We start from the raw sequence: 13401 nt of genomic DNA on the forward strand, positions 1-13401 counted from the left end.
GTGCAGTTCCTCGATGGCCAGCAGCCCCCGTACGACTTGACCTACGACGACGTCTTCCTGGTGCCCAACAGGACCGACGTGACGAGCCGGTTCGACGTCGACCTCTCGACCGTCGACGGATCCGGAACCACCATCCCGATCGTCGTCTCCAACATGACCGCTGTCGCCGGTCGTCGTATGGCGGAAACCGTCGCGCGACGCGGTGGAATCACGGTCATTCCCCAGGATCTTCCGGTCGCAGCCGTGGCGGACACCGTCGCATTCGTCAAGAGCCGCGATCTGGTGGCCGACACCCCCGTCGTCCTCGGTCCCGACGCGTCGGTGTCGGATGCACTCGCGTTGATGCACAAGCGTTCACACGGCGCCGTCGTGGTCGTCGAGGCGGGCAAGCCTGTCGGAGTCGTCACCGAGGGCGCCTGCACCGATGTCGACCGCTTCGCGCGGCTCAGTTCGGTTGCCGTCACCGACTTCGTGACGGTGTCGTCGGACGCCACGCCTCGGGCGGTCTTCGAGTCGCTCGAAGCGTCACACGAGGGCCTGGCCGTTCTCGTGGCTCCGGACGGAACCCTCGCCGGCGTCCTCACTCGCACGGGCGCGATCCGGACCGGTATCTACACACCGGCCGTCGACGCCGCAGGCAAGCTTCGGATCGCGGCAGCGGTGGGCATCAACGGCGACGTCGCCGCGAAGGCAAAGGCACTCGTCGAGGCGGGCGCCGATCTGCTCGTCGTCGACACTGCGCACGGACATCAGGAGAAGATGATCGAAGCGCTGTCCGCCATCAAGGCGTTGGACCTGCCGGTCCCCCTCGCCGCCGGAAACGTGGTCTCGGCAGCGGGTACCCGCGATCTCGTGCAAGCAGGCGCGGACATCGTCAAGGTCGGCGTCGGCCCAGGCGCGATGTGCACGACTCGCATGATGACCGGTGTGGGTCGGCCTCAGTTCTCCGCCGTCGCTGAATGTTCCGCCGCCGCGGCGGAATTCGGTGCATCGGTCTGGGCCGACGGCGGTGTGCGCCACCCGCGTGACGTCGCTCTGGCGCTCGCTGCAGGCGCGGCGAACGTGATGATCGGCTCGTGGTTCGCCGGGACGTACGAGTCACCGGGTGATCTGCGATTCGATTCCGCGGGCAACGCCTACAAGGAGAGCTTCGGCATGGCGTCCAAGCGTGCCGTGGCGGCGAGGACTGCAACCGACAGCGCCTTCGACCGCGCACGGAAGGGTCTGTTCGAAGAAGGCATTTCGAGCTCGCGGATGCGACTGGACCCCGATCGTCCCGGCGTCGAAGATCTCATCGACCACATCTGCTCGGGGGTCCGAAGCACGTGCACCTACGCGGGCGCGCGAACGCTACCGGAACTTCACGAACGCGCCGTCCTGGGCGTTCAGTCCGCGGCAGGCTTCGCCGAGGGACGCCCGCTGCCCAGCGGATGGTGACGTCCGCCGCGGCACACGGGCGCGTCGTCGCCCCCAGACGTTAGAATGATGGCTTCGCGATTCATCGAACATCCTTCGGCCCGGTTCACGGACGTCACGTGCGTGGACAGGGTTCCAGGGAGCAACGGAAAGGAACAAGGTGCCTGAGGCACCCGTCATCACAACCGCCGCCGTCGCGTCCAGCGACCAGGGCGACGAGGGCTCCACTTCGGAGGGTTCCTCTATCGAGCCGGGTGAGAAACCCGGCGATCTCACTTCCTCTCGACCGGCATCTCGATCGACACTGTCTCGCCGTTCGCGGCAGCCGGAACCTCACGGCGCCATGCGCCTGTCCCAACTACGGCGGCGATGAGCCATGGACTTGATCCTGAGCATCCTCAGCCTCGTCGGATTCGTCGCACTGACCGCAGGCACTGCCCTCTTCGTCGCAGCCGAGTTCTCGCTGACGGCGCTCGAGAAGAGCGCAGTCGATTCGGCTGCTGCCGCATCGGGTGACATCCGTTCCCGGCAGGTGCAGCGCGCGCACCGAACACTGTCGTTCCAGTTGTCCGGCGCGCAACTCGGCATCACCATCACAACCCTCATCACCGGCTACCTCGCCGAACCGGTCTTGGCCCGCTTCTTCGTGCCCGTCGCCACGGCGCTCGGGGCGTCGGAATCCCTGGCGTCGGGTCTGTCCCTCGCGGTCGCTCTGATCGTCGCGACGTCGTTCTCCATGATCTTCGGCGAGCTCGTGCCCAAGAACATCGCCATCGCCGAACCCATGGCAACCGCGCGTGCCACGGCCGGATTGATGTCCGGGTTCTCGGCCGTCTTCCGGTGGGCCATCAACGGCCTGAACGGCTCGGCCAACTGGCTCGTACGCAGACTCGGCGTCGAGCCGGCCGAGGAACTTCGATCCGCCCGCTCACCACGTGAGTTGAGCTCGCTGGTGCGGACGTCGGCCCAGCACGGTTCACTCGACGAGAGCACTGCCCGTCTCGTCGGCAGATCTCTGCAGTTCGGCGAGCGCACCGCCGAGGAACTGATGACGCCCCGGGTGAAAGTCGAATCGCTGTCGGTGTCCGACACCGCGTCCGACTTGATCGAGACGGCGTCGCGCACGGGCTTCTCCCGATTTCCCGTCGTCGACGGCGATCTGGACGACACCGTGGGTGTCGTCCACCTGAAACATGCGTTCGCCGTGCCCGCGGGGCGGCGACGCGAGACCCTCCTCGACACGCTCGCCCAGGATGTGCCCGTCGTTCCGTCCAGCCTGGACGGCGACTCGGTCATGGAACGGGTGCGGGCGGACGGAATGCAGGTCGCACTCGTCGTCGACGAGTACGGCGGCACCGCAGGAATGGTGACCATGGAGGACCTCATCGAGGAGATCCTCGGAGACGTGCACGACGAGCACGACGAACCGGAAATCGACGTGCAGAGATTCGGCGACGGCTGGCTCTGCTCCGGCCTGCTTCGGATCGACGAGGTCGCCGCCGCGACCGGGTATCAGGCGCCCGAAGGCGAGTACGAGACCATCGGCGGCCTGGTTCTGTCCGAACTGGGCAGAATTCCGACCGCAGGCGACAAGGTGGTGCTCCCCCGCTTGGCGTCCGACGATCCGGCGGACTCCAACGGCGGTTGGGTCGCTCGAGTCACCCGCATGGACGGTCGACGAATCGACAGAATCATGCTCCAGCCCGTAGCCGCCGAAACGGTGGCACAGATCAGCGCGGAGGAGAACGCCCGTGGGTGACGTACTCGCCGTTCTGCTGGCGGTTCTACTGCTCGGCGGCAACGCATTCTTCGTGGGCGCCGAGTTCTCGTTGATCTCGGCACGACGCGACCGGCTGGAATCACAGCTCGCACAGGGCAAGAAACGTGCGAAGTCGGTGATAGAGGCCGGCCAGAATCTGTCCCTCATGCTCGCTGCAGCGCAGCTGGGCATCACGATCTGTTCCATTCTGCTCGGGCGCGTCGGTGAACCTGCCGTCGCGCACCTGTTCGAGAAGCCGATGGATCTGCTCGGCGTCCCGGAAGCACTGCTGCACCCGATCGCGTTCACGATCTCGCTCGCTCTGGTCGTCGTGCTGCACATTCTGATCGGCGAGATGGTTCCGAAGAACATTGCCATCGCGGGCCCGGAGCGCACGGCGATGCTGCTCGTTCCGGTGCATCTGATGTTCATCAAGGTCGCCAAGCCGCTGATCTCGTTCTACAACCTGTGCGCCAACCTCACGCTGCGTGCTGTGCGTATCGAACCGAAGGACGAACTGGAGTCGTCGGTGTCGGCCGACGAGTTGTCTCAGATGATCGGCGAGTCTCGATCCGAGGGCCTGATCGACGAGGAGGAACACCGTCGCCTCACACAAGCCCTCGACATCTCCGGACGCACGGTGGCCGAAGTTCTGATTCCGTTCGCGGAGGTGAGGACCGTTCGCTCGGCGAGTGCGACGTCGGGACCCACACTGGGTTCGGTGGAGGACGCCGTCGTCGCCACCGGCTTCTCGCGGTACCCGGTGCAAACAGCGGACGGTTCGCTCGCCGGCTATCTGCACCTGAAAGACGTCCTCGAGTACATGCTCGACGACACCGCAGGACCGGACACCGAGATACCCCGTGCGCAGGTCCGACGCCTACCCGTCATCGCGTCCGAGACGACGATCGACGACGCACTGACGCGGCTGCGTCGGATGAGCAGTCACCTCGGGGCAGTTCGGGACGCCACAGGAGCCACGGTCGGGATCGTCGCTCTCGAAGACCTCGTCGAGGAGTTCGTCGGTACGGTGCGCGACGGTACCCACCGGGTCGCCGACCCGATGCCCGGGCATCCGGCGCGTGGGAGTGATTCGTCCTGATCGCCACACGTTCGGTTCTGCCGGAACAGGAATGGACGGCGATGCGGGCCGCTCACGTGGACCGCGTGGATCGGCTGGTGGGCGAATATCTCGCGGAGCGAGCTCGGGGCGCGACGCACCCGGTCCTGGACTTCCTGTTCACCTACTACAGCTTCAAGCCTGGACATCTCCGTCGTTGGAACCCCGGCTACGGTGTCGTGCTCGCGGGCGACGTCGCGCGTGACTACGCCGGCTTCGCGTCGTACGAGCGACACGACGGTCCCGACGGAGGGATGCGAGTCCGTGAGTCGGTGCTGGACTCTCGTCGGTCCGCCATCGAATTCACCCTGGGTCTTCTCCGGGCGACCGCAGCGCGACCGCCCCACCACGGCTGCTTCGGACTGCACGAGTGGGCCATGGTCTACCGCGGCGGGCACGAGGCGCTTCGACACGGTTCGGTGCCGCTTCGGCTGGGCCACGACGGCACCGATGCCGTAGTCGATTCGATGACGATTCGGTGCACGCACTACGACGCTTTCCGCTTCTTCACCGACGACGCCGTACCCCGTAATCTGTTGCAGCTCGCGCCGTCGAGCCGGGTCGAGACGGAGCAACCGGGGTGCGTCCACGCGAGCATGGACCTGTACAAGTGGAGCTACAAACTCGCACCCTTGATCGATTCCGATCTCGTCACCGACTGCTTCGAATTGGCCCTTGCCGCACGCACTGTCGACATGCGGGCGAGTCCGTACGACCTGTCGGATTACGGCCTGGCTCCGATCGCCATCGAGACACCCGGTGGTCGGTCCGAATATGTGCGCGCGCAAGCCGCCCTGACGGCCAGGGCAACCCCTCTCCGACACGCCTTGATCACACGGTGTGAGAACCTACTCGTGAGCGGCGGCGATCCCGCCCGACCTACTGCCGAGTAACATCGTCCACGATGTCGTTGGGGCGGCCATGGAGTCGCCCGTGACCGGAAAGAGCGAGGGATTCATGACCGATCGCAAAACTGTTGGCGGACTGCAGGTTGCCGAGGTGCTGTACGACTTCGTCCAGAACGAGGCACTTCCGGGTACCGGCGTCGACGCAGACAAGTTCTGGGCGGGCGCGGAAGCCGTCATCACCGACCTGTCCCCGAAGAACAAGGCGCTGCTCGCCGTCCGTGACGAGATCCAGGGCAAGGTCGACGCCTGGCACGGTGAACATGCGGGACCGAACTACGACCGCGCCGCCTACAAGACGTTCCTGAAGGACATCGGCTACCTGACCGACGAGCCGGCCGACTTCCACATCACCACCGCGGGCGTCGACACCGAGATCACCTCGACCGCGGGCCCGCAGCTCGTTGTTCCGGTCCTGAACGCACGCTTCGCGATCAACGCATCGAACGCCCGCTGGGGATCGTTGTACGACGCGCTGTACGGCACCGACGCCATCTCCGAAGAGGGCGGCGCCGAGAAGGGCACCGGCTACAACAAGGTGCGCGGCGACAAGGTCATCGCGTTCGCCCGCGAGTTCCTCGACGAGGCAGCGCCTCTGTCGTCCGGTAGCCATGTCGGCACGACCAAGTACGTCGTGGATGCCGCGTCTCTGTCGGTCACGCTCGCCGACGGCTCGACCGTCGGTCTGGCGGATCCGTCGCAGCTCCTCGGCTACCAGGGCGCCCCGGATGTGCCGTCGGCAATCCTGCTGCGCCACAACGGTTTGCACCTCGAGATCCAGATCGACGCCGACAGCCCGATCGGCAAGACCGATGCCGCGGGTGTCAAGGACGTGCTGCTCGAGTCCGCGGTCACCACGATCATGGACTTCGAGGACTCCGTCGCCGCGGTCGACGCCGACGACAAGGTGCTCGGCTACCGCAACTGGCTCGGACTGATGCGCGGTGACCTCGCCGAGGAAGTCACCAAGGGCGGCAAGACCTTCACCCGCACCCTGAACGAGGACCGCGTCTACACCGCGATCGACGGAAGCGAACTGACGCTGCACGGACGTTCGCTGCTGTTCGTGCGCAACGTCGGTCACCTGATGACCTCCGATGCCATTCTGGACGCCGACGGCAACGAGGTCCCCGAAGGCATCCTCGACGCTCTCTTCACCTCGCTTGCCGGTCTGCACTCGCTGACCGAGGACAACGTGCTGAAGAACTCGCGCACGGGCTCGCTGTACATCGTGAAGCCGAAGATGCACGGCCCCGACGAGGTCGCGTTCACCGTCGAGCTGTTCGGGCGCGTCGAGCAGGTCCTCGGCCTGCCGGAGAACACGCTCAAGGTCGGCATCATGGACGAAGAGCGTCGTACGACGGTCAACCTCAAGGCCGCGATCGAGGCCGCGAAGGAACGCGTGGTGTTCATCAACACCGGCTTCCTCGACCGCACCGGCGACGAAATCCACACCTCGATGGAGGCCGGTCCGGTCGTCCCCAAGGGCGAGATGAAGGCACAGACCTGGATCAAGGCCTACGAGGACTTCAATGTCGACACCGGACTCGCCGCGGGCCTCGAAGGTAAGGCGCAGATCGGAAAAGGCATGTGGGCCATGCCCGATCTGATGCACGACATGCTCGAGCAGAAGATCGGCCACCCCAAGGCCGGAGCGAACACCGCCTGGGTGCCGTCGCCGACCGCCGCGACGCTGCACGCCCTGCACTACCACAAGGTCGACGTCTTCGCCCGGCAGGAAGAGATCGCGAAAGCCAAGCGGGCCACCGTCGACGAGATCCTCGAGATCCCGTTGGCACCGGCCACCGACTGGTCGGACGAGCAGAAGCAGCGCGAACTCGACAACAACGCGCAGTCCATCCTCGGCTACGTGGTGCGGTGGATCGACCACGGCGTCGGCTGCTCGAAGGTGCCCGACATCAACGACATCGCGTTGATGGAAGACCGTGCAACGCTGCGTATTTCGAGCCAGTTCCTCGCGAACTGGATTCGGCACGGCATCGTCACCGAGGACCAGGTCCGTGAATCGCTGCAGCGCATGGCACCGGTCGTCGATCGCCAGAACGCAGGAGACCCGGCATACAAGAACCTGGCACCGGACTTCGACTCGAACATTGCCTTCCAAGCAGCCAGCGACCTGATCTTCCAGGGCGCCGGCCAGCCCAACGGCTACACCGAGCCGATCCTGCACCGCCGCCGCCGCGAGTACAAGGCGGCCGCCAAGTAGGAGCCGACGCGATATCCCGGACCCCATGGGTCGGTCCGCAAGCTCTGCTGTCGCACAGCGCTTGTAGTCTTTCCACGTGGGTGAACATCGCACGTCGGGGGGCTCCCGGGGTATCAGCAAGGGACCGGTGATCGCGGCGGGCATCATCATCGTGGTGGTGCTCGCCGTGTTCGGATGGTTTCAATTGCGAGACCGAATCGCGGACCAGGGCGTGCAGGCGGCGAGTACGTGCGTCGAGGGTCCGTTGACGTTGCCGGTGACCGTCGATCCGGACATCTCGCCCATGGTCACCGAATTGGCCGCGCGTTTCGACGCCACCAACCCGATCGTGCGCGACCACTGCGTCACAGTCGACGTCGCGACGACGCCCACGGCTGCGATGGCCAGTGCCGTCGCAGCCGGCCCGGACAACTGGGACCCTGCCGCTCTCGGCGCTGTTCCCGCACTGTGGATTCCGCGCTCGTCCGACGCTCTGCAGGGGGTTCCCGCCGGAACGATCGACGGCACGCCCCGATCGGTCGCCCGTTCTCCGATCGTGCTCGCAGGCCCGGACGCTGTCACGTCCGCGTTGTCCGCCGGCAGCGTCGGATGGGCGGATCTGCCTCGCCTGCAACGCGCGTCGGACGGGCTCGACGCACTGGGGCTACCCGGCTGGGGTGGACTCCGCCTGCAGTTGCCTACCGGGCCCGATGCGGCGTCGACCTCCCCTGCATTGGCCGCGGTGGCAGCCACGACGGTCGAATCACCGACTGGATCGCTGTCGTTGGAACAGGCACGCAGCGGGGCCGTCGTGTCGGCCATGTCGGCGCTTGCGACCACCGATCGAGGACAGAGCGCCGTCTCCGTCGACTCGACCGATGCGGTCCTCGCACGGATCAGCGCCGATCCCTCCCCGAACTCGGATGTGCACACGGTTCCCGTCACCGCGCAGCAGCTGCGCGCGTCCGCCCAGACAGGACTGTCCACGTACGCGCCCGTCGGTGCGACGCCCGTCGCGGACCATCCCGCTGCGATTCTCGGAAGCCGCTTCTCGACCGACACGCTCGACCGGGCAGCCGCTCAGTTCGTCGAGTTCGTACGGCAGCCCGCCAACGCCACGGTCTTCTCCGACGCCGGTTTCGACGTCGGAGACACCGGAGCCGATGCTGCTGCGACCGCGTCGGACACGCGGCAGGCGTTGATCGACGCGGTTCAGGACCCTGCGACGCCCCGTCGCGCGACGGTGTTGCTCGACGTGTCCGGTTCGATGGACACGACCGAAGGTGCCAGGACGCGCTTGCAGAACACGGTCGACGCGCTGAACCAGCAGTTCGAGTCCGTCGTCGGCGCGTCCGATCTCGGATTGTGGGTCTACAGCGCGAATCTCGACGGTCAGCGGGCGTTCCGGACAGCGGTGCCCACCGGCCCCCTCGACGAGCAGATCGCGTCGGGAACGCGACGCGATGCTCTTGTTTCGGCGGCGAGCGCGCTGCGTCCCGAGACGTCGACGTCGACCTACGAATCCGTCGTGGCCGCCTATGTCGACGCCGTGGACAACTACGTGCCGGGCCGGCCGAACAGCGTCGTTCTCGTCACCGACGGACCGAACGACGACGCGTCGATATCGTCGGATCGATTCCTGCGCATGCTGTCCGACCTCGCCGAGCCCGACAAGCCGGTGGCCATCGATGTAGTGTCCATCGGAACCAATTCCGACATTCGCACGTTGCAGTCCATGTCCGACACGACCGGGGGTTCGACAACCACCATCGGTTCGTCGGACGGGCCCGAACTCCTCGACCTTCTCCGAAAGTTGCTGTACTGAAACATGACACGCCTGCTCGTGTTCGGCACGTTCCTCGCGCTCGTCGCACTTGTGCTGCATCTGCGTTACGTCAGAGCAACTCGACTGCCTCGCCCCTACTCCCTCGTCGTCGACGTCGTACTGGTCGTCATGTGGGCCCTTGCCCTGATCGGAATCGGTTCCGGTGAACTGTTCGACCCCGCATGGGCACGCATTCCGGCGTTCGTCGGTCTCAGCTGGCTCGCCGTGGTGCTCTACCTCGTACTGGGTACCCTGCTCGTCGGTCTGGCGACCTTCGCGATCCGCATCGCGGCGGCCGCACGCGGCCGCGACTCCGTTGCTACCCGTCGGCGGGTGACACGCGTGGGTTCCGCAGTGGTCGCGGCGGCGTCCGTCGCTGCCGTCGGGTACGGCCTCGTCGAGGCCGCACATCCCCGCATCACCGACACCACGATCGCGCTGGACCGCCTACCCGATGAGTTCGCCGGTCTCCGAATAGCATTGGTGTCCGACGTGCACGCAGGCCCGTCGCGCGGCCGGGACTTCGTGCAGAAGATCGTCGACGACGTCAATGCGCAAGCGCCGGACGTCGTCGTGCTCGACGGTGACCTCATCGACGGCACCGTCGAACTCGTCGGTTCGGATCTGGAACCACTGCGGCAACTGTCGGCGCCGCTCGGCGTGTTCGGAGTGAGCGGGAACCACGAGTTCTACGCCGACGACGGCGGCAAGTGGCTCGATCTGTGGTCGTCGCTCGGGGTGACGGTGCTGCGCAACGAGCGGGCCACCGTCAGCCGCGGAGGCCAGGACATCGACATCGTCGGAATCAACGACGCGACCGCACCTGCACCGTACGAGCCCGATCTCGCAGCCGCTCTCGAAGGTCGTGACCCCGAACGATTTTCGCTGCTGCTCGCGCATCAGCCGCTGCAGGCGGAGGAAGCGTCGGAGATGGGAGTCGACATGCAGGTGTCGGGCCACACGCATGCCGGGCAGATCTGGCCGTTGCGGTACCTCGTGCCGCTGCAGCAGCCGAGCGTCGAGGGCCTCGATCGAATCGGAAACACGACGCTGTACACCACGAGGGGTGCGGGCGCATGGGGTCCTCCGGTGCGAGTCGCAGCACCGCCGGAGATCGCGATGCTGCGACTCGTGTCGTCCTGACCGTTCAGGCGAACGATTCGATCGGCGGGCACGAGCAGACCAGGTTGCGGTCTCCGTGTGCGCCGTCGATTCGCCGCACGGCAGGCCACACCTTGGCTCGCCCGGCGCCCGTGTCGGGGAATGCGGCCTCCTCGCGCGTGTACGGATGAGACCACTCCCGCGCGAGGCTGCGCGCAGTGTGCGGGGCGCCCCGCAACGGGTTGTCGTCCACGGGCCATTCGCCCGAGCCGACGCGATCGATCTCGACGCGGATGGCGATCATCGCGTCGCAGAATGCATCGATCTCCTCGAGACTTTCGCTCTCGGTAGGCTCGACCATGAGCGTCCCGGCAACCGGGAAGCTCATCGTCGGTGCATGGAAACCGTAGTCCGCCAACCTCTTTGCCACATCGTCGACGGTCACACCGGTCCGCTTGGTCAGCTCACGAAGATCGAGGATGCATTCGTGGGCGACCATGCCGTTGTCGCCCGTGTAGAGCACGGGGAAGTGCTCGTCGAGGCGACGGGCGATGTAGTTCGCCGACGCGATGGCCGTCAGCGTCGCACGTCGCAGCCCCACCGCACCCATCATCCGGATGTAAGCCCACGTGATCGTCAGGATCGACGCGCTTCCGTACGGCGCAGCGGCGACGGGTGCGCCGCCTCCGAGTCCCTCGCGCAGCGGATGTCCCGGTAGGTACGGCTGCAGGTGGGCACGGACGCCGATGGGTCCGATACCCGGGCCGCCACCGCCGTGAGGGATGCAGAACGTCTTGTGCAGATTCAGGTGGCTGACGTCTCCGCCGAACTTTCCCGGACGGGCCAGTCCGACAAGTGCATTGAGGTTCGCCCCGTCGACGTACACCTGGCCGCCCGCGTCGTGGACTGCCGCACAGATGTCGTCGATCTGATGCTCGTACACACCGTGGGTGGACGGATACGTGATCATGATCGCGGCCAACGAGTCGGCATGCTGATCGATCTTCGCGCGCAGATCGTCCACGTCCACATCGCCGTTGGTACGACAAGCGACGACCACGACCTTCATACCGACCATGACCGCGGACGCCGCGTTGGTGCCGTGCGCACTCGACGGAATGAGACAGATGTTCCGATGACCGTCGCCGCGACCGATGTGATAGTCCCGAATGGCAAGCAGCCCAGCGTATTCGCCTTGACTGCCCGCGTTCGGCTGCAGGCTCACCGCGTCGTAGCCGGTGATGTCGACGAGCCACTGCTCGACGTCGGCTATGACGGACCTGATGCCTACTGTGTCGTCGTCGGGCGCGAACGGGTGCAGCCTCGCGAACTGCGGCCACGTGATGGATTCCATCTCCGCGGTCGCGTTGAGCTTCATCGTGCACGAACCCAGCGGAATCATGCTGCGATCGAGCGCGATGTCCTTGTCGGACAACATGCGTAGATATCGCAACATGGAGGTCTCGGTGCGGTGCCGGGTGAAGGCAGGATGCGTCAGGAACTCGGACGTGCGTCGGGCAGAAGCAGGAAGCGAGTCGGCGCCGTTCGCATCGGACCGCTCGGCGCCGAACGCCGCGAGCACCGCGTCGACGTGCTCGTCCGTCGTCGCCTCGTCACAGGACACACTCACGGTGTCGTCGTCGACGAGGCGCAGGTTGATACCCGCGTCCTTGGCGGCGGCCTCGACGGCGCCGGCACGCCCCGGAACTGTCGCCGTCACGGTGTCGAAGAACGCGTCACCGGCCAGCGAGACACCCGCATCGCGTAACCCCGCCGCCAGAGCACTTGCATGCGCTTTGACCCGCAGCGCGATCGAACGCAATCCGTCGCTGCCGTGATAGCTCGCGTACATCGCAGCGACGATCGCCAGCAACACCTGCGCGGTGCAGATGTTCGACGTCGCCTTCTCACGACGGATGTGCTGCTCTCTGGTCTGCAGCGCGAGACGGTAGGCCACGTCGCCGTCGGCGTCGACGGACACCCCGACGAGCCGTCCGGGCAGCTGCCGCGAATGCGTCGATCGAACGGCCAAGTAGCCGGCGTGCGGGCCGCCGTAGCCCATCGGCACGCCGAAGCGCTGAGAAGTTCCGAAGCAGGCGTCCGCTCCCACCTCCCCGGGCGGAGTCACGAGTGTCAGCGCGAGAAGGTCGGCGCCGACGGCCACGAGCGCACGCCGCTCGTGCGCACGGGCGACGATGACCGACAGATCGCGTACCACGCCGCTCGCACCGGGTGTCTGCGTCAGCAACCCGAAGAACTCACCGTCCGGAAGACCGTGCGACAGGTCGCACCGCACCAGTTCGATCCCGAGCGGTGCCGCACGCGTCTCGAGCACCGCAAGCGTTTGTGGGAAGACGTCGGTGTCGACGACGAATCTCGGTGACGTCGACGCCCGGTTCGCTCGTCGGAGCAATGTCATCGCTTCGGCTGCAGCGGTCGCCTCGTCGAGCATGGACGCGTTCGCGACCTCCATGCCCGTCAGATCCGCCACCATCGTCTGGAAGTTCAGCAACGCCTCGAGCTGACCTTGGCTGATCTCCGGCTGATACGGCGTGTACGCGGTGTACCAGGCCGGGTTCTCCAGGATGCCGCGGGTGATGACCGGGGGCGTCAGTGTGTCGTAGTAGCCGAGTCCGATCATCGAGACCGCGACCGTGTTCTGTTCCGCGCGCTGCGCGAGTTCGGCAAGCGCGTCGTGCTCGCCGACCGGGAGCGGCAACGCGTCGAGGCCGGCGCCGACTCCTGACGGTGCGTCGTCGAGGATCGCCTGCGGCACGGACTTGGTCGCGAGGTCGTCGAGCGTCGGCACCCCGACCACGTGCAGAATTCGTTCGAGTTCGTCGGCGCTGGGTCCGATATGCCGATCGGCGAACACGCGCTCGCTCGGCGTCGACGAAGAGTCGGTGGGGACGGTCGGATCGATCACGAGCCACTCCAGGTGCGTGCGACAGGGCCCTCCCCCTCTGTCGCATGCCCACCGACGCGGGCGCCTGAGAGATTCAGCCGGGGCGACGACGACGTCGTCCGGCCTTTCCCCTTGGGCGGATGGGTGCTCCCATCACTTTCCAG

8 protein-coding genes are annotated in these 13401 nt (G+C 66.3%); 7 read left to right on the plus strand and 1 reads right to left on the minus strand.

Annotation, left to right across the window (positions count from 1 at the left end):
• The 7 genes from A3K89_RS22775 (at position 1) to A3K89_RS22805 (ending at position 10374) form a co-directional block, all read left to right on the plus strand.
• Positions 1-1437: a GuaB1 family IMP dehydrogenase-related protein gene (locus A3K89_RS22775; RefSeq protein ID WP_068431191.1), complete on the plus strand. Its 1437-nt coding sequence runs from the start codon at positions 1-3 to the stop codon at positions 1435-1437.
• 355 nt (positions 1438-1792) lie between these two features.
• Positions 1793-3175 carry a hemolysin family protein gene (locus A3K89_RS22780; protein WP_068431194.1) on the plus strand — a complete coding sequence of 461 codons (1383 nt, stop codon included), beginning with the start codon at positions 1793-1795 and terminating at the stop codon, positions 3173-3175.
• The gene (locus tag A3K89_RS22785; protein ID WP_068431197.1) at positions 3168-4277 is read left to right on the plus strand and encodes a hemolysin family protein; all 1110 of its coding nucleotides are present in this window, start codon (positions 3168-3170) and stop codon (positions 4275-4277) included. Before A3K89_RS22780 ends, A3K89_RS22785 begins: the two co-directional genes overlap by 8 nt.
• 41 nt (positions 4278-4318) lie before the next feature.
• Positions 4319-5188 (plus strand): 3-methyladenine DNA glycosylase, encoded by an 870-nt coding sequence (locus tag A3K89_RS22790; RefSeq protein WP_174551497.1) that lies wholly within the window; start codon positions 4319-4321, stop codon positions 5186-5188.
• A 64-nt stretch (positions 5189-5252) separates the two neighbouring features.
• Complete coding sequence (locus A3K89_RS22795; protein ID WP_068431473.1) at positions 5253-7427, plus strand: malate synthase G; 2175 nt, start codon at positions 5253-5255, stop codon at positions 7425-7427.
• Between the two features lie 76 nt (positions 7428-7503).
• Entirely contained in the window at positions 7504-9231 is a 1728-nt protein-coding gene (locus tag A3K89_RS22800) for a substrate-binding and VWA domain-containing protein (RefSeq protein ID WP_254303642.1), read from the plus strand.
• A 3-nt stretch (positions 9232-9234) separates the two neighbouring features.
• Positions 9235-10374, plus strand: a complete 1140-nt coding sequence (locus A3K89_RS22805) for a metallophosphoesterase (RefSeq protein ID WP_068431202.1) — start codon at positions 9235-9237, stop codon at positions 10372-10374.
• 4 nt (positions 10375-10378) lie between these two features.
• Here the strand turns inward: A3K89_RS22805 and gcvP are convergent, their stop codons facing one another.
• Positions 10379-13258, minus strand: a complete 2880-nt coding sequence (gcvP, locus tag A3K89_RS22810; RefSeq protein ID WP_254303643.1) for an aminomethyl-transferring glycine dehydrogenase — start codon at positions 13256-13258, stop codon at positions 10379-10381.
• Positions 13259-13401: the final 143 nt, after the last annotated feature.

The organism is Rhodococcoides kyotonense, assembly GCF_001645385.1.
In the GTDB taxonomy this organism is placed as follows: domain Bacteria; phylum Actinomycetota; class Actinomycetes; order Mycobacteriales; family Mycobacteriaceae; genus Rhodococcoides; species Rhodococcoides kyotonensis_B.